The sequence below is a fragment of the Mycobacterium sp. genome (assembly GCF_050701515.1).
GTDB lineage: Bacteria > Actinomycetota > Actinomycetes > Mycobacteriales > Mycobacteriaceae > Mycobacterium.
The window spans coordinates 1-22,131 of record NZ_JBOGDB010000137.1 but is presented as its reverse complement, the minus strand read 5'-3'; the positions used below and the strand labels follow the sequence as shown (position 1 = coordinate 22,131).

Sequence of the window (22,131 nt, the reverse complement as noted above, 5' to 3'; positions counted from 1 at the left end):
CTGCATGGTTATGCAATTAGTTGCAAATTAATTCCCATCAGGCCCGCTGCACGGCGCCGACCAGCTCGGCGGCCCGCGCTACCGCGGCCGCGCGGGCCGCGCTGGCCTCGTCCTCGGTCAGCGTGCGGTCGGGTGCCCGGAACCGCAGCGCCAGGGCGAGCGACTTGCGGCCGTCGCCGATCTGCGGGCCGGTGTAGACGTCGAACAGCCGGACGTCCTCCAGCAGCTCCCCGGCACCCTCGCGGACGGCGTCGACCACGGTTTGGGCGGCCACGTCGGCCTCGACGACCAGGCTGATGTCCTGGAATACCGCCGGAAACGGCGACACCGCCGGCGCCGGCAACGCCTGGGTGATCGGGATGGCGTCGAGGTTGAGCTCGACGGCGCAGGCGCCCTTCGGCAGGGCGGCCCGCTCGATGACGGCCGGGTGCAGTTGGCCGGCGTGGCCGACCACGGTGTCGCCGACGAGCACCTCCGCGCAGCGCCCGGGATGCCAGGGCAGGTACTGCCCGGGCCGAAGCGTCAGCTCGACACCGGCGGCGCGCCCGACGATGCGCACCGCTTCGAACGCGTCGCCGGCCTGGGCGGGCCGGCCGGGCCCCCACGGGCCGGCGGGTTCGCGCAGTCCGGCCAGCACGACGCCGACGTGCTGCGGTTGCTCGGGCAACGAGCGGTCGAGTGTGGCGATCTCGGCGTCGGTGGGCCGGCGATCTGTCGGAATCAGCTCCACCGCCCGGGTTTCGGCGGTCGGCTGCACCACTTGTGCGATGGCGTACAGGGACACGTCGACCGCACCGCGAGAGACATTGCGCGCCAACGCCTCCAGCAGTCCCGGCAGCAGCGTGGTGGCCAGCTGAGGGCGGTCCGACTCCAGCGGGTTCACCACGTCGGTGGTGGACCGCCGAGAATCGTCGGCCGGCAGGCCCCACGCGTCGAACACCCCGGCGGGCAAAAACGGCGTCGGCAACACCTCGACATAGCCGTTGAGCGCCAGCGACTTTCCGATCGCACGGCGTCGCTGCTGGATCGGCGTCAATCCGCGCCCGGGCGGTGCCAGCGGCAGCACGGACGGGATGATCTCGAAGTCCTCCAGCCGCAGCACCTCCTCGACCAGGTCGGCGGGCTGCACCAGGTCGGGGCGCCAGCTCGGCGGCGTCACCGTTAACCGTTCGTCGCCGGTCACCTCGGCGCCGATCTGGGTCAGCCGTCGCCGCGAGGTTCCCTCGGGGTACTGGACGCCGGCCGTGTGGTCGGGCAGGTCGGCGGGCATCTCTATCGGGGAGTGCGACCAGTCGTCGCGCGGCGGGTCCCCCCGCCAGTCGGTGAGCTTCGGCTCGATCGTGCCACCGGCGATGTCCGCCAGCAGCATCGACGCCCGGTCCAGTGCGGCGACCGAGATGGCCGGGTCGACCGCACGCTCGTAGCGCCGGCCCGACTCGCTGGTCAGGTGCAGGCGGCGCTGGGTGCGGGACACCGCTGCGGGATCCCACACCGCGGCCTCCAGCAGCACATCGGTGGTGTCGTCGCGCATTTCGGTTGTGCCCGCGCCCATGATGCCGCCGATGGCCGCCGTGGCCACGTCGTCGACGATGAGGACGTCGCGCGGGTCCAGCTTGCGTTCGATGTCATCCAGCGTGACGACGGTCTCCCCCGGGTTAGCCAACCGCACGTCGAACCCGCCGCTGATACGGCTGCGATCGTGGGCGTGCATGGGATGGCCGAGCTCGAGCATGACGTAGTTGGTGACGTCGACGGCAGGCGAGATCGCCCGGATGCCGCTCAGCAGCAGTCGGCGCTGCATCCACCACGGCGACACCGCGGCCGGGTCGATACCCGACACCGGCCGCAGCGTGAACCGCTGGACCCCGGTGCCCGGCTGTACGGTCAGCGGCCAGGCGTCGCCCTCGGCGGGCAGCGTCGGCACATTGGCGGGGTCGACGAAGTCAAGGTCATAGGCGCAGGCGATTTCGCGGGCCAAGCCGCGCACCGACAGGCAGTAGCCGCGGTCCGGCGTGATGGCCATATGGAACACCACATCGTCCAGGCCGAGCACCGCGGCGGCGTCATCGCCGGGCTCGGCGGTGCCACGCGGCAGCACCAGGATACCGGAATGGTCTGTGCCCAAATGGAGTTCGGCCGCCGAGCAGATCATGCCCTCGGAAGTTCGGCCGTACGTCTTGCGTGAGGTGATGGTGTAATCGCCGGGCAGCGTGGTGCCGGGAAGCGCGAGCACCACATGGTCGCCGACGGCGAAGTTCGTTGCACCGCAGACGATGTCGCGGGGCTCCGCTTCGCCGATGTCGATCTTGACCGCGCGGATCGGCTTCTTGAACTCGGTGAGCTCCTCGATCTCGAGCACGTGGGCGATGGTCAGCGGGCCGCTCACCGGCCCCACGGGAATGACCTCCTCGACCTCGTGGCCGATGCGGATCAGCGTCTGCTCGAGCTCGTCGGCGGAGGATTCCCACTCCGGCGCGCCGGCGGCGACGACTTCGCGCAGCCAGCTGTACGGAACCCGCATCAGGCCTCTACCCCGAACGGCAGGGAGAACCGCACGTCGCCCTCGACCATGTCGCGCATATCCGGGATCCCGTTGCGGAACTGCAGGGTGCGCTCCAGCCCCATGCCGAATGCGAAACCAGAATAGACCTCGGGATCGATACCGCAGGCGCGCAACACATTTGGGTTGACCATGCCACAGCCGCCCCATTCCACCCAGCCGGGGCCGCCCTTCTTGTTGGCGAACCACACGTCGACCTCGGCCGACGGCTCGGTGAACGGGAAGAAGTGGGGACGGAACCGAGTGCGCCCCTGCGGCCCGAACTCGGAACGCGCGAACGCGTCCAGGGTGCCGCGCAGGTGCGCCATCGTCAGGCCGCGGTCCACCGCCAGGCCCTCGACCTGATGGAAGACCGGGGTGTGGGTGGCGTCCAGCTCGTCGGTGCGGAACGTGCGGCCGATCGACACGACGTACACCGGAAGCTCGCGCTCCAGCAGCGCGCGGATCTGCACGGGCGAGGTGTGCGTGCGCAGCACCTGCCGCGATCCGTCCGGCGCGATCTGGAAGGTGTCCTGCTCGCTGCGCGCCGGATGGTCGGGCGGGAAGTTCAACGCGTCGAAGTTGAACTGCTCGGTCTCGACCTCGGGTCCCTCCGCGAGCTCCCAGCCCATCGCGACGAACGTGTCGGCCACATGCTCGGCCAGGATCGTGATCGGGTGGCGGGCGCCGATCGGCTGCCGCGTCGACGGCAGTGTCACATCGATGCGCTCGGCCACCAGCACCGCGGCGTCGCGCTCGGCCCGCAGCACCTCGAGGCGCTCGTCGTAGCCGCGCTGCGCCGCGGCGCGGGCGAGGTTCACCCGCCGTCCGGCGTCGGCGCGGTCGGCCTTCGGTAACGATCCCAGCGCCTGGCGGGCCAGCGCGACCGGCGAGCGGTCGCCGAGATGCTCGGTCTTGGCGCGGGCCAACGCGTCGAGGTCTCCGGCCAGATCGAAGGCATGCCGGGCCGCGCTGACCACCTTGGCCAGCGTTTCCTCCGACAGATCTACCGGCTGATCAGCCACCCGGCGATCATAGGTGATCGGCAGGTGACTTCGACGTCAAGCGGTACATCGCCAGATCCGCGGGCACCCCGTCTTGCTTGGGCGTAAACACTTGCTTGCGTACCCGTTTGGCGGTGACCCCCAACTGCTCGAAGTCCTCATCGGAGATCCGGTCGAGGGTGGCCTGGGACACGATAAGCCCGCCCCTGGTGGCGCGCTCCATCACCCGCGCGGCGATGTTGACGTCGACGCCGAGCCAGTCCGAGCCGATCCGCTGCGGCCGGCCGGTATGCACGCCAACCCGCATTCGTGGCGTATAGCCATCCACCTCAATGCCTTTCACCGCATCGAGGCCCATTCGTATGGCACGCACAGCGGTGGCTGGGTCGGCGAATACCGCCATGGTGCCGTCACCCATCCGCTTGACGATTTGCCCACCGGCCTCCAGCAGTGGCGGCTCGACGACCTGGGCCACCCGGCGCAGCAGCTTCAGCGTGGCGTCGTCTCCGGCCTTCAGTGCCCACGACGAAAACCCGACCAGATCCGTGAAGACCAGCGTCACCTCGCGATTCGCCGGCTTCCCGGAAACCCGTTCAGTCAGCGCCTGCCAGATCTGCAGCCCGGCCAGGCTCACTTCACGTGAAGCGGCATCGCGCTCCAGCAGCCGGTCGGCCGCGCGGGCGGCGGCGCTCGGACCGCCAACACCGGTCGCGGACAACGGATCTCCGAACTCGGGGTCGCCGGGCAGGGCTCGACGGGCGCGCCGGATCAACTTGACGACAGCCGGCCTGTGATTGGTAGTGCGCAGCCACTCCAACGGCCCCGATGAACGTTTCTGCAGCTCCGGTCGATCCGGTAGCTGCTCCATTTCTCCGATACGGCCGGATCGTTCGTCGAACGATTCGCCATCCACAGCGCAAGACTAGATGTCCGTCGTCAGGAGGCCGCGACGCGCCCCCGAAATAATGGACAACGCGCGTTGTCAATATTATTGTGAAGAATGTGACCAGTAGCCGGCCCACCGATTCGGCCGATCCGCTCGGCCCCGACTCCCTGACCTGGAAATACTTCGGTGATCTGCGTACCGGAATGATGGGTGTCTGGATCGGTGCGCTGCAGAACATGTATCCCGAGCTCGGCGCCGGCGTGCAGGAGCACTCCATCCTGCTGCGCGAGCCGCTGCAGCGGGTAGCCCGCTCGGTATACCCGATCATGGGCGTTGTCTACGACGGCGAACGGGCCGCGCACACCGGCCAGCAAATCAAGGGCTACCACGCCACCATCAAGGGAGTCGACGCCGACGGGCGGCGCTATCACGCGCTGAACCCCGAGACGTTCTATTGGGCGCACGCCACGTTCTTCATGCTCGTCATCAAGACCGCCGAGTACTTTTGCGGCGGGTTGACCGAGGCGGAGAAGCGTCAGCTCTTCGACGAGCATGTGCACTGGTACGCGATGTACGGCATGAGCATGCGACCGGTGCCGAAGACCTGGGAGGAATTTCAGGAGTACTGGGACCGGGTGTGCAGCGAGGAGCTCGAAATCAACCGCGCCACGCTGGACATCTTCTCGATCCGGATTCCCAAGCCGTGGTTCGTGCTGATGCCGACCCCGATCTGGGATCAGCTGTTCAAACCGATGGTCGCCGGGCAACGCTGGATCGCGGCCGGGCTGTTCGACCCCGCGGTCCGCGAGAAGACCGGCATGCGCTGGACCGCCGGCGACGAGGTCCTGCTGCGGCTGTTCGGCAAGTTGGTGGAACTGGCCTTCGTGGCGGTCCCCGACGAAATTCGGCTGCATCCGCGCGCGCTGGCCGCCTATCGCCGCGCATCCGGACGTGTTGCGGACGACGCTCCGCTGGTCGAGGCGCCCGCGTTCATGGCGCCGCCGCGGGACCGGCACGGACTGCCCATGCACTATGTGCCGCCGCGCAAGACGCTGCTGGATCGCGCCGGCTCGTTGGTGCACACCACCTTCTCGCTCGCCGGCCTACGCCCGGCGCGGGGCCGCAGCACCGCAGCATAGGCTGTGGTCATGCTCGATTGGTCTGATGTCGACGTAGCAGTACGCGACGCGGTACGGCAGTTCGTGGACAAAGAGGTCCGCCCACATGTGGATGCCCTGGAAAGCGGCGAGATGGAGCCGTACCCCATCATTCGCAAGTTGTTCGTCACCTTCGGCATCGACGCGATAGCGCGCGAGTCACTGGAGAAGCGGCTGGCCCGGATGCGCGAAGGCACCGCGAAGTCCGATTCCGACGGCTCTGGCGGCATGTTCGGCGGCGATGCCGCCCAGGCCGGCATGGGCTTCGTCGTGGTCAGCGAACTGTGCCGGGTGTGCATGGGTGTCGTGACCGGGATGGGCGTCAGCCTCGGCCTGACGGTGCCGACCATCGCCGGCCGCGGCACGCTGGCCCAGCAGGAGCGCTGGCTGCCGGGCTTGGTGACCTACGAGAAGGTCGGCGCCTGGGCGATCACCGAGCCCGACTCCGGCTCGGACGCGTTCGGCGGCATGAAGTCCTACGTGGTGCGCGACGGTGACGACTACGTCCTCAACGGGCAGAAGACGTTCATCACGAACGGCCCCGACGCCGATGTGGTGGTGGTCTACGCCAAGCTGGACGAGGGCGACCCGACGATCGACAAGCGCGACCGCAAGGTGCTGACATTCGTGCTGGATCGCGGGATGGAGGGCTTCGTCCAGTCAAAGCCGTTCCGCAAGATGGGCATTCACAGCTCACGCACCGGCGAGTTGTTCTTCAACAATGTCCGGCTGGGCCGGGACCGGCTGTTGGGCGAGACCGAGGACAACAAGGTCGGCGATGGCCGTGACAGCGCGCGCTCGAACTTCTCCACCGAGCGGATCGGGGTGGCCGCGATGGCGCTGGGCGTCATCGAGGAGTGCCTGAAACTGTCTGTGGACTACGCCAAGAACCGCAAGCTGTGGGGCCAGGAGATCGGCCAGTTCCAGTTGATCCAACTCAAGCTGGCCAGCATGGAAGTGGCCCGAATGAACGTGCGCAACATGCTCTTCCGCGTCATCGAGGCGGCACAGACCGGTGCCGAGTTATCACTTGCCGAGGCGTCGGCGATCAAGTGGTACTGCTCCCAGGCGGCCACCGACGTGGCGATGGACGCCGTGCAGTTGTTCGGCGGCAACGGCTACATGACCGAGTACCGGGTGGAACAGCTCGCTCGCGACGCCAAGTCGTTGATGATCTACGCGGGCAGTAACGAGGTGCAGATCACCCACGTCGCCCGCGGACTGCTCAGCGGCTAGTTTCCTGCGCGAGCAGACGTAAAAGTCCCCGGTTCACGGCGTGTCGCGGGACCTTTGCGTCTGCTGGCCACGATGTGCCCGTGCGCTCTGATACAGGCAGATCGCGGCGGCGGCGGCCACATTGAGGCTCTCCGCGCCACCCGGCATCGGTATGTTCACGCGGTGCGCCGCCATGCCCGCCAATTCGGTTGGCAGTCCATGGGCTTCGGGCCCGAACAACCACGCCGTCGGCTGCGACAGGTCGGCGTCATCGAGGCTGGTTTCGCCGTCGACGGTGGTCGCCAGCACCTGCAGGCCGGCGTCGCGCAGCGCGCCAACCGCCCGTCCGGCGTCTTGGTCGGAAACCACCGGGATCGAGAAGATGCTGCCCGCCGAGGCGCGCAGGCACTTGCCGTTGTAGGGGTCGACGCTGTGGCCGGCCAGTACCACCGCGTCCGCGCCCATCGCGTCGGCGATGCGAATGAGCGTGCCGGCGTTGCCCGGCTCCGAGATCTCCACCGCGACCGCGACCAGTCGCGGTGCATCGGCGAGCACGTCCTGCAGGTCGGTGGTCGGCACATCACAGACGGCGACAAGGCCGACCGGCGTGATGGTGTCCGACAACGTTTTTGCGGCGCGCTCGGTGACCAGATGGACCGGCACGTCGCCCAGGATCGGCGCAAACCGCTGCGCTGCGGCCTCGGTGGCGAACGCCTCGACCACCAGATCGCGCCGCAGTGCCGCCTCGACCAGGTTGGGCCCCTCGGCGAGGAAGCGGCCGGCACGGCGCCGTCCGACGTGGCGATGCAGCTTGACTGCGGCCGCCACCCGGGCGGAGCGCTCGGTGAGCGTCAGGCGGCCTCGCCGGCGTCTGATGTCGCCGGCCGAGCGGCTCCGGAAGGCGCGTTGACGTCTTCGGGCAGCGCACCCTTGGCGACCTCGACCAGCGCGGTGAACGCGGCCGGGTCGCTGACGGCGATCTCGGCGAGGTTCTTGCGGTCCACCTCGACACCGGCGGCCTTCAGGCCCTGGATCAGCCGGTTGTAGGTGATGTCGTTGGCGCGGGCTGCTGCGTTGATTCGGGAGATCCACAGCTTGCGGAACTCACCCTTGCGGGCACGCCGGTCGCGGTAGGCATACGTCAGTGAATGCAGCTGCTGCTCTTTGGCTTTGCGGTACAGCCGTGACCGCTGACCCCGGTATCCCTTCGAGGCCTTGAGTATGGTGCGCCGCTTCTTATGGGCGTTGACTGCGCGCTTTACGCGTGCCATGAGGTGTTCCTATTCTCGTTCGGGCCAAAAGGCCGGTGCGTCTTGCGAATCAGCCGCTGAGCAGCTTCTTGATGCGCCGCTTGTCCTTCGCCGACACCTCGGTGCGCCCCTCGAGGCGGCGGGTGCGGGTGCTCGGCTTGTACTCCAGCAGGTGCCTGCGGTTGGCTTTCTGGCGCACGATCTTTCCGGTTCCGGTGCGCCGGAACCGCTTGGCAGCGCCGCTATGGGTCTTCGCCTTGGGCATATTTTCTAGTCCTCAGTTCTGTGCTACGTCGGAGCCTTGGGGTTCAGGTTCAGCTGTCTCGGGAGCATGCTCGGCCTGTTGCGCCGCCCTGGCGCGAGTCTTCGCGCCGCGGTGCGGTGCCAGCACCATCGTCATGTTGCGTCCGTCCTGCTTGGCCGACGTCTCGACGAAGCCGTAGTCGGCGACGTCGGCGCCCAGCCGCTGCAGCAGCCGGTAGCCCAGCTCGGGCCGCGACTGCTCGCGTCCGCGGAACATGATGGTGACCTTGACCTTGGACCCGGCTTCCAGGAAGCGCACCACGTGACCCTTCTTGGTCTGGTAGTCGTGGTCGTCGATCTTGGGTCGCAATTTCTGTTCCTTGACGACGGTCTGCTGCTGGTTCTTGCGAGACTCGCGTGCCTTCTGCGCCGTTTCGTACTTGTACTTGCCGTAGTCCATGATCTTGCAGACCGGAGGTCTGGCGTTCGGGGCTACTTCGACAAGGTCGAGATCGGCGTCCACGGCGACGCGGAGTGCGTCTTCGATGCGCACGATGCCTACCTGCTCACCACCTGGTCCGATCAGGCGGACTTCGGGTACCCGAATGCGCTCGTTGACGCGGGTCTCAGTGCTGATGGGGCCTCCTATGTTGTCCTCTTCGAGGAGCCCACGCCATCAGCACCCTGCTCATCAGAACAGAAAAGCCCTGCACGAAGCAGGGCCCAATACCGACCAGGACAGCCACCACGCAGGTGGCTGTGACCGGACCGCTGAGCCGGATTGGCCAGCGGTGGGAGTGGGACTCCACTTGCTGTCCTGGCGTACGCCGGGACGGTCGCGCATGTCAGTCTATCAGGCATGACCGGTGACCCGAACATCCGTGAGCTGGCCGAAATTCCCGCGGTCGAAGTGATCACCCGGGCGGCGGTGATGCTGATGAGCGCCGCGGCGGAGAAGCTCGGGCTGTCGTCGGAAAGCCCTGACGACAGCGCGCATCGCGATCTCGACGAGGCGCGCCGGCTGATCACCGCGTTGGCCGGTCTGGTGACCGGCTCAGCGGAATACCTCGGGCCGCACGCCGGACCGGTCCGCGATGGATTGCGCAGCCTGCAGTTGGCGTTCCGTGAATCCAGCGCCGTCCCAGATGAACCGGGACACGGTCCGGGCGAGAAATACACCGGCCCGGTCTGATACGGAATATCCTCGCGGCCTATGACCCTGACTAGCCCGCCGAGGGCGCGGCCGACGTCCCGATACTCGTGGGTCCCTGCGGCGGCCGGCTGGACCGTCGGCGTCATCGCCACTCTCTCGCTGCTCGCGAGCATCTCGCCGCTGATCCGATGGATCATCAAGGTGCCGCGGGAGTTCGTCAACGACTACATCTTCAACTTCCCCGACACCAGCTTCGCCTGGGCCTTCGTGCTGGCCCTGCTGGCGGCGGCCCTGGCGGCCCGCAAGCGCCTCGCGTGGTTGATCCTGGTGGGATACATGATCGCCGCGATCGGCTGGAACGTCGGCGACCTGATCGCCGGCGACGAAACGATCGTCGAAGACATCGGCGAGGTCATCGGTCTGGTCTTCCATGTCGCCGCCATCGCCTTCCTGGTTCTTGCCCGCAAGGAGTTCTGGGCGAAGGTTCGCCGGGGGGCACTGCTGAAGGCGGCGGCGGTTCTGGTCGCCGGCATGGCGATCGGCACTCTCGTCGGGTGGGGACTGTTGGAGCTCTTCCCGGGCACCCTGGCCCGCGAAGACCGATTCTGGTACGCGCTGAACAGGGTTGGCGCCTTCGCGGGCGCCGCCTCTGATTCGTTCTCCGGCCATCCTCACGTATTCGTCAACGCACTGCTGGGCCTGTTCGGCGCGCTGGCGCTGATGGTCGCGGCGATCGTGCTGTTCCGATCGCAGCGTGCCGAGAACGCGCTGACCGGCGAGGACGAATCCGCCATCCGCGGACTGCTGGAGGTGTTCGGCAAGAACGACTCACTGGGTTACTTCGCCACCCGCCGCGACAAGGCGGTGGTGTTCGCGCCCAACGGCCGTGCCGCCATCGCCTATCGCGTCGAGGTCGGCGTCTGTCTGGCCAGTGGCGACCCGGTGGGTGATCCGAAGGCCTGGCCGCAGGCCATCGAGGCGTGGCTGCGGCTGTGCCAGGAATACGGCTGGGCGCCCGGCGTGATGGGCGCCAGTTCCGCTGCGGCCGAAGCCTTCCGAGAAGCCGGGCTGAACGCCCTGCAACTCGGCGACGAAGCGATCCTGCACCCGGACAGCTTCCGGCTGTCCGGGCCCGACATGCGCGCCGTCCGCCAGGCGGTGACCCGGGCGCGGCGGGCCGGGCTGACGGTGCGGACCCGTCGGCATCGCGACATCACCGCCGAAGAGATGGCCGAGGTGATCAGGCGGGCCGACGCCTGGCGTGACACCGAGACCGAGCGGGGTTTCTCGATGGCGTTGGGCCGGCTCGGCGATGCCGCGGACAGCGACTGCCTGCTGGTCGAGGCCGTACAGAATGACCAGAACGTCCTCGCAATGCTGTCACTGGTGCCGTGGGGCAACAATGGCGTTTCGCTGGATCTGATGCGCCGCTCGCCGCAATCGCCCAACGGCACGATCGAATTGATGGTCAGCGAGCTGTGTATGCAGTCCGAAGGTATTGGGGTGACGAGGATCTCGCTGAACTTCGCGATGTTCCGATCGGCGTTCGAGCAGGGCGCCCAGCTAGGGGCCGGTCCGGTGGCGCGGCTCTGGCGCTGGCTGTTGGTGTTCTTCTCCCGCTGGTGGCAGCTCGAGACGCTGTACCGGTCGAACATGAAGTACCAACCCGAATGGGTGCCGCGGTACGCCTGCTATGAGGACGCAAGGCTCGTTCCCCGGGTCGGTGTCGCGTCGGTGATCGCCGAAGGCTTTCTGGTGCTGCCGTTTTCGCGCCGCAACACCCAACCCCACACCGGCCATCACATATCCGCACCAGAAAATCTGGTGGCAACCGGGTTGCTGCACCACGACGGCAGCGCGCCCGATCTCGGGGAGCTGCAGGCCGACCTGCCCGATGACGAGGACCAGCAACGGCTGCCCGAACAGGTTCGGGTCCGGATGGCCAAGCTCAAGGCATTGCAGGACGACGGCGTCGACGCCTACCCCGTCGGCCAGGAACCCAGTCACACCATCGCGCAGGCGCTCGAGGCCGACGACGACGCAGGCGTGACGGTGGCCGGGCGGGTGCTGCGGATCCGCGACTACGGCGGCGTGCTGTTCGCTCAGCTGCGCGACTGGTCCGGCGAAGTCCAACTGCTGCTCGATAATTCGCGGCTGGAAAAGGGAACGACCGTCGATTTCACCCATGCCATTGATCTGGGCGACCTGATCGAGGTGACCGGCACCATGGGCCACAGCAAGTCGGGCACGCCATCACTGATGGCACACGGCTGGCGACTGACCGGCAAGTGCCTGCGCCCGCTGCCCGACAAGTGGAAGGGCCTGACCGATCAGGAGGCGCGGGTCCGCGCCCGATATGTCGACCTGGCCATCAACACCGATGCTCGTGACCTCATTCGCGCCCGCAGCGGAGTTCTGCATGCGATCCGCGAAACCCTGGTCGGTAAGGGGTTTTTGGAGGTCGAGACCCCGATCCTGCAGCAGATCCACGGTGGCGCCAATGCGCGGCCATTCCTCACCTACATCAACGCCTACGACCTGGACCTGTATCTGCGCATCGCGCCCGAGCTGTACCTGAAGCGATTGTGCGTCGGCGGTGTCGAGCGGGTCTTCGAGCTGGGCCGGGCGTTCCGCAACGAGGGCGTGGACTTCAGTCACAACCCGGAGTTCACGCTGCTGGAGGCCTACCAGGCGCATGCCGACTACAACGTGTGGATCGACGGCTGTCGCGAGCTGATCCAGAACGCCGCGCTGGCCGCCAACGGCGAGCACGTGTTTCTGCGTCCGCGCCCAAACAGCACAGACGGCGCGCTGGAACCCGTCGACATCTCGGGCAGGTGGGCGGTCAAGACGGTGCACAGCGCGGTGTCCGAGGCGCTCGGCGAACAGATCGGGCCCGACACCGACCTGGCGACGCTGCGCAAGCTGTGCGACGCCGCCGACATCCCCTACCTGACCCATTGGGACGCCGGCGCGGTGGTGCTCGAACTCTACGAGCGGCTGGTCGAGGACCGCACCGAGGAGCCCACCTTTTACAAGGATTTCCCGACGTCCGTGTCGCCGTTGACCAGGCCGCACCGCAGCGTCCCCGGCATCGCCGAACGCTGGGACCTGGTGGCCTGGGGGGTCGAGCTGGGCACCGCCTACAGCGAGCTGACCGATCCGGTCGAACAGCGCAGGCGGCTACAGGAGCAGTCGCTGCTGGCCGCGGGCGGCGATCCCGAGGCGATGGAGCTCGACGAGGACTTCCTGCAAGCCATGGAGTACGCGATGCCGCCCACCGGCGGGCTCGGCATGGGGGTGGACCGGGTCGTCATGCTGATCACCGGCCGCAGCATCCGCGAGACACTGCCGTTCCCGTTGGCCAAACCGCGCTAGGCCGCGGAGTACGGTGACGGCATGCCCGATGAACCGAAACCCGAGCCTGCCCCGGCTGACTCGGAGGAGCAGGCCGCGCCGGCGCCGCCTGAAGATACCGGCTATACGCCCGGCGGCGTGCCGACGTTCGAGTCGGTGCGGGAGAAGATCGATACGCGGTACGGCACCGCCATCGGCGCCACCGAGCTGGCCGCGGAGACTCCCGAAGGCCAAACGGTCGAGGAGCAGTACGAAGAGCGCCAGCGGGCCGCCGCCGAGCGCCTGGAGCAGATCCGCGAGTCGATGCGCGACGACTCCGAGCAGCGCGACAATTCCTGAGCGGTGCGGTCTTTCGATCCCGCCGAACGGCGGGCGCGATTGGCACGCCGGCATTACCTGACACCCGACCGGGCGGCCGAACCGATAACGACGATCACCGGCGCGCTCGTCGGGCTGCATGCCACCGACCCCGCCACGCCCTACCTCTCACTGTGGGCCCGCGTGCCGGGTTTCACCGTCGCCGACCTTGACGCCGAGTTGTACCAGCACCGCACGCTGGCCAAACATCTCGCGATGCGCCGCACGTTGTGGGTGGTACGCGTCGAGGACCTGCCCGTCGTCCAGGCCGCGGCCAGTGACCGGGTGGCCGACAACGAACGGCGACGGTTGGTCGCCGACGTGCAGAAGGCGGGCGTGGCGGCCGACGGAGACCGGTGGCTGGACCGGGCGTGCGAGGCGGTGCTGGCGCATCTGACCGACCATGGTCCGACCAGCGCCAGGCAATTGCGGGAAGCCCTGCCCGAGCTGGCGGGCAGCTATGACCCGGCGCCCGGAAAGCGTTGGGGCGGAGACACTCCGCTGTCCCCGCGGGTGCTGACCGTGCTGTCGGTGCGCGGCGACATCGTCCGCGGCCCGAACGACGGCGCCTGGACGGTATCGCGGCCGCGGTGGGCCGCCGCGTCACATTGGCTGAGCCCGAGCGCCGAAGCCGCGGCAATCGAATCGGCCCGCGCGAAATTGGTCTGCGCCTGGCTGCGGGCGTTCGGACCGGCCACCGTCACCGACATCAAGTGGTGGTTCGGCAACACGTTGACCTGGGCGCGGCACGCGCTGCGCGACATCGACGCGGTCGAGGTCGACCTGGACGGCACGCCGGGTTACGCGCTGCACCACGATCTGGACCCCGAACCGGAGCCCGAACCCTGGGGCGCGCTGCTGCCGGGCCTGGATGTCAGCACGATGGGCTGGTACGACCGCGACTGGTATCTCGGCGCCCATCGCGGCCAGGTGTTCGACACCAACGGCAACGCCGGCCCCACGGCCTGGTGGAACGGGCGAGTGGTCGGCGGCTGGGGCCAGGACGCCGACGGGCGGGTGCAGGTGCGGCTGCTGGAGGACGTCGGACGGGACGCCCAGCAGGCCCTGGCGCGGCGGGCGGACGAACTGACGGATTGGCTCGGCGGCGTGCGGATCAGCCCGCGCTTCCCCTCGCCGGTGTCAAGAGCCGGTGGCTGACGGGCGGGCGGGCGCACCCCGCGCCACCACGACCGGCATCGCCGTCGCGGCGTCGGTCCGCAGGACCGTGTGCACCACCTCGACCAGATCCTCGACCGGCATCAACTGGCCGGGCATGCACCCCCGCGCCAACCAAATCGGATAGTTCTCGGCTGCGAGCTCCCGATCCCAGTCGACGTTGAATCCCGTTCGCGAGTCACCCTCGCCGCCTTGGCATTCCCCGACGATGAGGGACGTGAACCCGATATCGGGGTGTTCGGCGCGCCACGCCTCGATAAGTCTCTCCAGCGCGGCCTTGCTGACGCCGTAGGCGCCGAGGCCAGGCCATGGCGGAGCGAAACTGCCGGCGTCCGAGGACAGATAGACCACCTTGCCCGCCGATGCCGTCAGGTGCGGAATGGCTGCCGCCGTCGTCAGGGCCGCACCGGTGACATTGGTCGCGAACACGCGCCCCCATGTTTCGGCGTCGGTATCGACCAACCGGACCAGCGGACCGATGGCGGGTGCGTAGACCACGTTGTCGATGCCACCCAGTGAGTCCGCGGCCTCACCGATGGCCGAACGGCACGAGGCCTGGTCGGTGACGTCGCACTCGATTCCGATCGCTCCCGGCCCCGCCTCCTTCGCCGCAGCCTCTATTCGGTCACGGCGCCGGGCGAGCAGAGCCACCTGATCGCCGCGCTGTGCCAGTCCGACACCAATGCAGCGCCCGAGCCCACTCGACGCGCCGACCACTACTGTTCTCGACATACTCTCCTCGCCGATCTCGGTAACGGCATTCTCAGCCGAGGAGAACATACCTCACGCGCTGACCTTGCGGCGCCGCCGTGCCGGCGCCGGAGCGGGGACCGAGGCGCCCACCACGTCGGAGAGGAACTTGCCGGTATAGCTCTGCGGGATCGCCGCGACATCTTCCGGCGTGCCCTCCGCGATCACGGTGCCGCCGGCGGCACCGCCCTCCGGGCCGAGGTCGACGATCCAGTCGGACGTCTTGATCACATCGAGATTGTGCTCGATGACGATGACCGTATTGCCTTTGTCCACAAGGCCGTTGAGGACCGCGAGCAGCTTGCGAATGTCCTCGAAGTGCAGACCGGTGGTGGGCTCGTCGAGGATGTAGACCGTGCGGCCGGTCGAGCGCTTCTGGAGTTCGGCGGACAGCTTCACCCGCTGCGCCTCCCCGCCGGACAGCGTCGGGGCGGGCTGCCCGAGCCGCACGTAGCCCAGTCCCACGTCGACCAGCGTCTGCAGATACCGGTGAATGGACGTGATCGGCGCGAAAAACTCGGCCGCGTCCTCGATCGACATGTCCAGGACCTCCGAGATGGTCTTGCCCTTGTAGTGCACCTCGAGGGTTTCCCGGTTGTAACGCGCGCCGTGACACACCTCGCAGGGCACATACACGTCGGGCAGGAAGTTCATCTCGATCTTGATGGTGCCGTCGCCCGAGCACGCCTCGCAGCGGCCACCCTTGACGTTGAACGAGAACCGGCCCGGTTGATAGCCGCGGACCTTGGCCTCTGTGGTCGCGGCGAACAGCGAGCGGATCTTGTCGAACACCCCGGTATAGGTGGCCGGGTTGGACCGCGGCGTCCGGCCGATCGGTGACTGGTCCACCCGGACCAGCTTGTCCACGTTGTCGAGGCCGTTGACCCGGGTGTGCCGCCCCGGCACCAGTCGCGCCCCGTTGAGCTTGTTGGCCAGCACGGACGCCAGGATGTCGTTCACCAAGGTCGACTTCCCCGAGCCCGACACGCCCGTGACCGAGGTCAGCACACCGAGTGGGAAAGACACGTCGATCTCGCGCAGGTTGTGCTCCCGGGCACCCACCACGGTGAGTTGCCGCCGGCGGTCGAACGGCCGGCGGATGACGGGTATCTCGATGCTCTCCTTGCCGGAAAGGTAAGCACCGGTAAGCGAATCGCGGTTGCGCAACAGCTCGTCGTACGGGCCGCTGTGCACGATCCGCCCGCCGTGCTCCCCCGCCATCGGGCCGATGTCCACTACCCAGTCGGCGTGCGCGATGGTGTCCAGGTCGTGCTCGACGACGATCAACGTGTTGCCCAGATCCCTCAGCCGCAACAGGGTTTCGATCAACCGGCGGTTGTCACGCTGATGCAGACCGATCGACGGCTCGTCGAGCACATACAGGACGCCGACGAGTCCGGAACCGATCTGGGTGGCGAGCCGAATGCGTTGCGCCTCACCGCCGGACAGCGTCGCCGCCGCGCGCGACAGGGAGAGATACTCCAGGCCGACGTCGAGCAGGAAGCCGAGTCGCGACTGGATCTCCTTGAGCACCTGTCCGGCGATCGCCTGCTCACGCTTCCCGAGGGTGAGTGCATTGAGGAAGTCAGCACAGTCGGCGATCGAGAGCTCGGCGACTTCGGCGATCGACTTCTTGCCACGCTTCCCTGCCGACAACGTGACGGCCAGGATCTCCGGCTTCAGCCGGGTGCCGTCGCACTCCGGGCACGGAACGTCGCGCATGAAGCCCTCGTAGCGCTCCTTCATCTGCTCGGAGTCGGTCTGCTCCATGCGCCGCTGCAGAAACGCCATCACGCCCTCGAAATCGGCGTAGTACGACCGGGTTCGGCCGTAACGGTTCCGGTACCGCACGTGCACCTGCTCGTCGCAGCCCTCCAGAATCGCGGTGCGCGCCTTGGCCGGCAGCTTGCGCCACGGAGTGTCCACGTCGAAGCCCAGCGAGTCACCCAGCCCGGCCAACATGCGGGTGAAGTACTCGGCGGTCTGGCCCATGGACCACGGCGCCACCGCGCCCTCGGCCAGCGTGAGCTCCGGATCCGGGATGACGAGGTCGGGGTCGACCTCCTTGCGGATGCCCAGGCCGGTGCACTCCGGGCAGGCCCCGTAGGGCGAGTTGAACGAGAACGACCGCGGCTCGAGATCGTCGACGGCCAGCGGGTGCCCGTTCGGGCAGGCCAGTTTCTCGGAAAACCGCTGCTCACGATGCGGGTGGTCGTCGTCGCGGTCGACGAACTCCAGCACCACGATGCCATCGGCCAGCTTGAGCGCCGTCTCGACCGAATCGGTCAGCCGCTGCTTGGCGGACGCCTTGACCGTGAGCCGGTCCACGACCACCTCGATATCGTGTTTCTCCTGCTTTTTCAGCGTCGGCGGGTCGGTCAGCGGATACACCACGCCGTCGACCCGAACGCGGCTGTATCCCTGGGTGTTCAGCTTGTCGAACAGGTCGACGAACTCGCCCTTGCGGGTCCGCACCACCGGCGCGAGCACCTGAAACCGCAGGCCCTCGTCCATTGCGAGCACCTGGTCGACGATCTGCTGGGGCGTCTGGCGAGCGATCCGCTCATCGCACACCGGGCAATGCGGTGTCCCGGCCCGCGCGTACAACAACCGCAGATAGTCGTAGACCTCGGTGATGGTTCCCACCGTCGACCGCGGGTTGCGGTTAGTGGACTTCTGGTCGATGGAGACCGCGGGCGACAGGCCCTCGATGAAGTCGACGTCGGGCTTGTCCATCTGGCCGAGGAACTGCCGGGCATACGCCGACAGCGACTCGACGTAGCGCCGCTGGCCCTCGGCGAAGATGGTGTCAAAGGCCAGTGACGACTTGCCGGACCCGGACAGCCCGGTGAAGACGATCAGCGCATCCCGAGGTAGGTCGAGGTCGATGCTTCGAAGGTTGTGCTCCCGCGCACCCTTGATGATCAGGCGCTCAGACAACTGTGTCCTTTCTCAGACTCCTTGCTCTTCGCGCAAGCGCTCATCGCGGTCCCTCCCGCACGACAGAGTTCATGCCCATGCTATGTGGCGCCACCGACAAGGCGGAGTCGGCCAGCTCATAACTATGGGCCGTCTTCGGAGAGGTCATGCCGAGAAATCTTTCCGCTCGCGGTGAGCGGCAGCGACGAGCGCACGTGGACGCGGGCGGGGATTTTGTAGCCGGCGATACGCTCGCGCAGGAAGGCGACCAGATCGTCCGCCGGCGGCGCCGCGCCGGGTCGCGGCACCACGAACGCCACCGGCACCTGGCCCTCGTCGGCATCGGGGGCGCCGATGACGGCCGCCATCGCGACGTCCGGATGCTGATCCAACGCGGCCTCGATCTCCCCCGGGGTGATCTTCGACGTGCGCCGCACAATCACGTCCTTGATCCGGCCGGTGAACCACCACACGCCATCGGCATCCTGCTGCCCGAGATCGCCGGTATGAAGCCACCCGTTTCTCAGCGTGTCGGCGGTGCGCGCGTCTTCGTCCCAGTACCTCAGCATCACCATCGGGCCGGCGACCAAGAGTTCGCCCGTCGCGTCGTCGAGCCGCAGCCGGACGTCTCGCACCGGTCGTCCGATGCAGCCGTCGCGGTCGGTGCGCGGCTCGCGTTGCACCGTGAGCCAGATCGCTTCGGTCATCCCGTAGCCGACTCCGATCGGCAAGCCGGTGACCTCGACAAACTCCCGCTGCAGCGCAGCCGGCACGGTGTCGCCGCCGGTGTACACGCCACGCAGAGAGGAGAACCAGTCCCGGCACACCCCGGGTGCGCGCAGCAGTTGCGCCAACACGTCAACGTGTGTGCACACCAGGGTCGGACGGTGCTCGATCAGCGCCCGAACGTAGGCGTCGATGTCGAATCCGTCGTTGAGGACGACGGTGCCGCCGGCCAGCAATGCGGAGAAGGTTGCGATGAAGCCGCTGACATGCACTTGTGGTTCGAAGACCTGAATCACGTCGTCGGACCGGACGTCGCCGAGCGCCTCCGACGTGCTGGTCAGCATCGCCAGCGTGGAGGCGTGACTGTGCACGACCGCCTTGGGCTGTCCCGTCGACCCCGAGGTGAAGAACATGACGGCCGGGGCGTCGGGCGCGACGGGCGGCCGCGGTGCCGAGTTGCGGTCCACCAGCAATGCGGAGTAATCCTCGTGCGGCACAGGTGAATTCGCGTTGCCGGCGACGATCACCCGAATGTCGGCCAGCACCGCGTCGTCGACCTGTCCTAGCGCGTGCAGCCGATCTGCGTGCACGACGAGCCACCGGGGGCGCGCCCTGCGCAGCGCCGCCTCGATCTCGGGCGGGGCGTAGCGGCGGTTGAGCGGCGCCGCGACGGCACCGGCGGCGAAACACGCGAGGTAGGTGGTCACCAGTTCCGGGCTGTTCGGCAGCATCAGCGCGACCCGTTCGCCGGCCAGCCGGTCGGCATCCATCGCTTCGGCGAGTGCATCCGCGGCGGCGGCGAGTTCTCGATACGTCCACCGGCGACCGTTGTGCACGAGCGCGGTTGCCTCGCCGGCGTGATGCGATATCAGTCGACCTAATGCGGGCATACGCTCCAGTCTCGCGGCGACTACGGTGACGACATGACTGTTGTCGACGATAACTACACCGGGCACGTCGATCCCGGGACGGGCGCCCGGCGCACCATTCCGGGCGCGTCCATCGTCAAGGTTTCGGTGGGCCCGATGGACAACAACGCATACCTGGTCACCTGTTCCCAAACCGGCGAAACACTACTCATCGATGCCGCGAACGACGGCGACATCCTGCTCGAACTCATCGAGCGATACGCCCCCAAGCTGTCGCTCATCGTGACCAGTCACCAGCACTTCGACCACTGGCAGGCGCTGTCGGCGGTCGCCGGGGCCACCGGCGCACCGACGGCCACCCACCAACTGGACGCCGAGCCCCTCCCCGTCAAACCCGACCGGCTACTGGCCAACGGGGACACGATTCAGATCGGCGAGCTGTCGTTCGATGTCATCCATCTGCAGGGCCACACACCGGGGTCGGTCGCGCTGGCACTGGACGGAGCGGACCCGGAAACTGGGGCGACCCACCTGTTCACCGGTGACTGTCTGTTCCCCGGCGGCGTGGGCAAGACGTGGAAAAAAGGCGACTTCGAGAAGCTTCTCGACGACGTGACCAACCGGGTGTTCAACGTCTACGGCGACTCGACGGTCGTCTATCCGGGTCACGGCGACGACACCACGCTGGGTACCGAGCGCCCCAATCTCGCCGAGTGGAGAGAACGCGGCTGGTGACGGTGACACGATATCGGCGTGGACGACACACGCTGCGGGCTGTGCGGCACTGCGGTAGGCGCGACAGCCAAGTTCTGTAGCGAGTGTGGCACCCCGGTCGGGGGCGCCACGCAATCGGCGGCCGAGTACAAGCAGGTCACGGTCCTGTTCGCCGATGTCGTCCGCTCGATGGACATCGCAGCGGCCGTCGGCCCCGAGCGGTTGCGCGAGATCATGGCCGAACTGGTCGATATTGCGATCTCGGTGGTGCAGCGTTACGACGGCACCGTGGACAAGTTCACCGGCGACGGCATCATGGCGGTGTTCGGCGCGCCGGTGGCATTGGAGGATCACTCGGTGCGAGCGTGTTTGGCCGCACTGGGGATTCAGCAAGAAGCGGAGGCCCTAGCCGTCGAAGTCAAGCGGCAAGACGGCGTAGATCTTCAGCTGCGGGTGGGCCTCAACTCGGGCCAGGTAATTGCCGGTGAAATCGGTTCTGGCGCCCTGGGATACACGGCCGTCGGTGAGCACGTCGGGATGGCACAGCGGATGGAGTCGGCCGCCCCGCCGGGCGGCGTCATGCTGAGCGCGTCCACCGCGCGACTCGTGGATGCGGTGGCGACTTTGGGTACGCCGGAGTTGGCTCAGATCAAGGGCGCCGACGAACCCGTCCCCGCCTGTCGCCTGCTCGGCATCGGCCGGGAACGCGCTGTCGTCCGCACCGAATCGACCCTCGTCGGCCGGCGGTGGGAGATGTCGGCACTTGAGGGACTCTTGGACAGGGCAATAGACGGCCAAGGCGCCATCGTCGGGGTGTCCGGGCCTGCCGGCATCGGCAAGAGCCGACTTGCGCGCGAACTTGCGGCGATGGCCAGCGAACGTGGCGTGGATGTATTCACCACGTTCTGCGAATCGCACACCAGTCACGTCCCATTCCATGTCGTCAAGAGGCTGTTCAGGGCAGCGACGGGAGTCGAGGGCCTCGACGGGGCGAGCGCTCGCGCACTCGTCGGGGCGCAGCCAAGCGACGTCGACGCCGAGGACTTGGCCTTGTTCGAGGATCTGCTGGGCATCGGTGATCCCGATGCTCAGCTGCCCCAAATCGACCCAGACGCCCGTCGGCGGCGACTGACCGCGATGGTGAATGCTGCGACGCTGGCCACGCAGGCCCCGGCGGTCTACGTCATAGAAGATGCGCATTGGATGGACGAGGCCAGTGAGTCGATGTTCGCCGACTTCCTCGCCGTGGTCCCCCAAACGCCCTTGCTGACGCTGATCACCTACCGTCCCGAGTACCGCGGCGCGATGGCACAGGTGCCGGGGGCACACACGTTCGCCCTCGCGCCGCTTAGCGATCCCGAGACCGCGGCGCTCGTTTCGGATCTGCTCGGAACCGACCCCTCTGTCGGTACGCTGGGCGAGGCGATCATCGAAAGGTCCGCAGGCACACCGTTCTTCGCCGAAGAAATCGTTCTCGAGCTGGCGGAACGTGGTGTGCTGCAAGGTAAACCACGCTCGTACGTGGCCGCCGCAGAGGCAGCGGAGGTCAGTGTGCCTGCGACGTTGCAGGCGACCATCGCTTCACGCATCGATCGACTCGACCCGAAGGCTAAACGAACGTTGAGCGCAGCTGCGGTAGTCGGGTCACGGTTCGGCGCTGACCTGTTGACGGCGCTTGGCATCGACCCTGTGGTCGACGACCTGCTGGCGGCTCAACTCATCGATCAGGTCACGTTCACTCGACAGCCCGAGTATGTGTTTCACCAACCCCTTATCCGCAGCGTCGCATACGAGACGCAGCTCAGATCCGATCGGG

18 protein-coding genes are annotated in these 22,131 nt (G+C 67.5%); 8 read left to right on the top strand and 10 right to left on the bottom strand.

Annotated features, from left to right (window positions below):
• Nucleotides 1–37: 37 nt before the first annotated feature.
• From pheT to ACRDU5_RS11375, 3 genes are read right to left on the bottom strand one after another with little or no spacing between them, the layout of a single operon-like run.
• The gene (pheT, locus tag ACRDU5_RS11385) at nucleotides 38–2,521 is read right to left on the bottom strand and encodes a phenylalanine--tRNA ligase subunit beta (protein WP_526614619.1); all 2,484 of its coding nucleotides are present in this window, start codon (nucleotides 2,519–2,521) and stop codon (nucleotides 38–40) included.
• Nucleotides 2,521–3,564, bottom strand: a complete 1,044-nt coding sequence (gene pheS / locus ACRDU5_RS11380; protein WP_526614617.1) for a phenylalanine--tRNA ligase subunit alpha — start codon at nucleotides 3,562–3,564, stop codon at nucleotides 2,521–2,523. Before pheS ends, pheT begins: the two co-directional genes overlap by 1 nt.
• Before the next feature lie 7 nt (nucleotides 3,565–3,571).
• Nucleotides 3,572–4,456 carry an adenylate/guanylate cyclase domain-containing protein gene (locus ACRDU5_RS11375; RefSeq protein WP_526614616.1) on the bottom strand — a complete coding sequence of 295 codons (885 nt, stop codon included), beginning with the start codon at nucleotides 4,454–4,456 and terminating at the stop codon, nucleotides 3,572–3,574.
• 89 nt (nucleotides 4,457–4,545) lie between these two features.
• On the opposite strand from ACRDU5_RS11375, the gene ACRDU5_RS11370 reads away from it, so the two are divergent.
• Together ACRDU5_RS11370 and ACRDU5_RS11365 are read left to right on the top strand one after the other, a co-directional pair.
• Nucleotides 4,546–5,568: an oxygenase MpaB family protein gene (locus ACRDU5_RS11370; protein ID WP_526614615.1), complete on the top strand. Its 1,023-nt coding sequence runs from the start codon at nucleotides 4,546–4,548 to the stop codon at nucleotides 5,566–5,568.
• 9 nt (nucleotides 5,569–5,577) lie between these two features.
• A complete protein-coding gene (locus ACRDU5_RS11365; protein WP_526614614.1) occupies nucleotides 5,578–6,822 on the top strand; it encodes an acyl-CoA dehydrogenase family protein in 1,245 nt (414 codons plus the stop codon).
• A gap of 33 nt (nucleotides 6,823–6,855) precedes the next feature.
• On the opposite strand, the gene ACRDU5_RS11360 is transcribed toward ACRDU5_RS11365, so the two are convergent.
• From ACRDU5_RS11360 to infC, 4 genes are read right to left on the bottom strand one after another with little or no spacing between them, the layout of a single operon-like run.
• Nucleotides 6,856–7,656 carry a TrmH family RNA methyltransferase gene (locus ACRDU5_RS11360; RefSeq protein WP_526614740.1) on the bottom strand — a complete coding sequence of 267 codons (801 nt, stop codon included), beginning with the start codon at nucleotides 7,654–7,656 and terminating at the stop codon, nucleotides 6,856–6,858.
• Nucleotides 7,653–8,072: a 50S ribosomal protein L20 gene (gene rplT / locus ACRDU5_RS11355; protein ID WP_526614612.1), complete on the bottom strand. Its 420-nt coding sequence runs from the start codon at nucleotides 8,070–8,072 to the stop codon at nucleotides 7,653–7,655. The genes ACRDU5_RS11360 and rplT overlap by 4 nt, the downstream gene beginning before the upstream one ends.
• 49 nt (nucleotides 8,073–8,121) lie before the next feature.
• Nucleotides 8,122–8,316, bottom strand: a complete 195-nt coding sequence (gene rpmI / locus ACRDU5_RS11350; protein ID WP_526614611.1) for a 50S ribosomal protein L35 — start codon at nucleotides 8,314–8,316, stop codon at nucleotides 8,122–8,124.
• Between the two features lie 12 nt (nucleotides 8,317–8,328).
• Nucleotides 8,329–8,931, bottom strand: a complete 603-nt coding sequence (gene infC, locus ACRDU5_RS11345; RefSeq protein WP_526614739.1) for a translation initiation factor IF-3 — start codon at nucleotides 8,929–8,931, stop codon at nucleotides 8,329–8,331.
• Nucleotides 8,932–9,153: 222 nt separating this feature from the next.
• Between infC and ACRDU5_RS11340 the strand changes: the two genes are divergently transcribed.
• The 4 genes from ACRDU5_RS11340 to ACRDU5_RS11325 are packed head-to-tail and all read left to right on the top strand — an operon-like array spanning nucleotide 9,154 to nucleotide 14,319.
• Nucleotides 9,154–9,486, top strand: a complete 333-nt coding sequence (locus ACRDU5_RS11340) for a DUF1844 domain-containing protein (RefSeq protein ID WP_526614609.1) — start codon at nucleotides 9,154–9,156, stop codon at nucleotides 9,484–9,486.
• Nucleotides 9,487–9,507: 21 nt separating this feature from the next.
• Nucleotides 9,508–12,825, top strand: coding sequence for a bifunctional lysylphosphatidylglycerol synthetase/lysine--tRNA ligase LysX (gene lysX, locus ACRDU5_RS11335; RefSeq protein ID WP_526614607.1), 3,318 nt, complete (start codon nucleotides 9,508–9,510; stop codon nucleotides 12,823–12,825).
• 21 nt (nucleotides 12,826–12,846) lie between these two features.
• Nucleotides 12,847–13,143, top strand: coding sequence for a hypothetical protein (locus ACRDU5_RS11330; RefSeq protein WP_526614606.1), 297 nt, complete (start codon nucleotides 12,847–12,849; stop codon nucleotides 13,141–13,143).
• A 3-nt stretch (nucleotides 13,144–13,146) separates the two neighbouring features.
• The gene (locus ACRDU5_RS11325) at nucleotides 13,147–14,319 is read left to right on the top strand and encodes a DNA glycosylase AlkZ-like family protein (RefSeq protein ID WP_526614605.1); all 1,173 of its coding nucleotides are present in this window, start codon (nucleotides 13,147–13,149) and stop codon (nucleotides 14,317–14,319) included.
• On the opposite strand, the gene ACRDU5_RS11320 is transcribed toward ACRDU5_RS11325, so the two are convergent.
• From ACRDU5_RS11320 to ACRDU5_RS11310, 3 genes are all read right to left on the bottom strand, one after another.
• A complete protein-coding gene (locus ACRDU5_RS11320; RefSeq protein ID WP_526614604.1) occupies nucleotides 14,302–15,069 on the bottom strand; it encodes an SDR family oxidoreductase in 768 nt (255 codons plus the stop codon). The two genes, ACRDU5_RS11325 and ACRDU5_RS11320, sit on opposite strands and share 18 nt — an antisense overlap.
• Nucleotides 15,070–15,120: 51 nt before the next feature.
• Nucleotides 15,121–18,027: an excinuclease ABC subunit UvrA gene (uvrA, locus tag ACRDU5_RS11315; RefSeq protein WP_526614602.1), complete on the bottom strand. Its 2,907-nt coding sequence runs from the start codon at nucleotides 18,025–18,027 to the stop codon at nucleotides 15,121–15,123.
• A gap of 122 nt (nucleotides 18,028–18,149) precedes the next feature.
• Nucleotides 18,150–19,622 (bottom strand): class I adenylate-forming enzyme family protein, encoded by a 1,473-nt coding sequence (locus ACRDU5_RS11310; RefSeq protein ID WP_526614601.1) that lies wholly within the window; start codon nucleotides 19,620–19,622, stop codon nucleotides 18,150–18,152.
• Between the two features lie 33 nt (nucleotides 19,623–19,655).
• On the opposite strand from ACRDU5_RS11310, the gene ACRDU5_RS11305 reads away from it, so the two are divergent.
• Both ACRDU5_RS11305 and ACRDU5_RS11300 read left to right on the top strand, forming a co-directional pair.
• Nucleotides 19,656–20,336 carry an MBL fold metallo-hydrolase gene (locus ACRDU5_RS11305; RefSeq protein ID WP_526614599.1) on the top strand — a complete coding sequence of 227 codons (681 nt, stop codon included), beginning with the start codon at nucleotides 19,656–19,658 and terminating at the stop codon, nucleotides 20,334–20,336.
• Between the two features lie 18 nt (nucleotides 20,337–20,354).
• The coding region (locus ACRDU5_RS11300; RefSeq protein WP_526614598.1) for an ATP-binding protein at nucleotides 20,355–22,131 on the top strand (1,777 nt) is incomplete at its 3' end.

What these genes read in the sequence shown, in the direction of transcription:
- pheT (WP_526614619.1), bottom strand. Translation starts at nt 2,521, where the DNA reads ATGCGGGTTCCGTACAGCTGGCTGCGCGAAGTCGTCGCCGCCGGCGCG.
- ACRDU5_RS11365 (WP_526614614.1), top strand. Translation starts at nt 5,578, where the DNA reads ATGCTCGATTGGTCTGATGTCGACGTAGCAGTACGCGACGCGGTACGG.
- rplT (WP_526614612.1), bottom strand. Translation starts at nt 8,072, where the DNA reads ATGGCACGCGTAAAGCGCGCAGTCAACGCCCATAAGAAGCGGCGCACC.
- rpmI (WP_526614611.1), bottom strand. Translation starts at nt 8,316, where the DNA reads ATGCCCAAGGCGAAGACCCATAGCGGCGCTGCCAAGCGGTTCCGGCGC.
- ACRDU5_RS11340 (WP_526614609.1), top strand. Translation starts at nt 9,154, where the DNA reads ATGACCGGTGACCCGAACATCCGTGAGCTGGCCGAAATTCCCGCGGTC.
- lysX (WP_526614607.1), top strand. Translation starts at nt 9,508, where the DNA reads ATGACCCTGACTAGCCCGCCGAGGGCGCGGCCGACGTCCCGATACTCG.
- ACRDU5_RS11330 (WP_526614606.1), top strand. Translation starts at nt 12,847, where the DNA reads ATGCCCGATGAACCGAAACCCGAGCCTGCCCCGGCTGACTCGGAGGAG.
- ACRDU5_RS11320 (WP_526614604.1), bottom strand. Translation starts at nt 15,069, where the DNA reads ATGTCGAGAACAGTAGTGGTCGGCGCGTCGAGTGGGCTCGGGCGCTGC.
- ACRDU5_RS11310 (WP_526614601.1), bottom strand. Translation starts at nt 19,622, where the DNA reads ATGCCCGCATTAGGTCGACTGATATCGCATCACGCCGGCGAGGCAACC.
- ACRDU5_RS11305 (WP_526614599.1), top strand. Translation starts at nt 19,656, where the DNA reads ATGACTGTTGTCGACGATAACTACACCGGGCACGTCGATCCCGGGACG.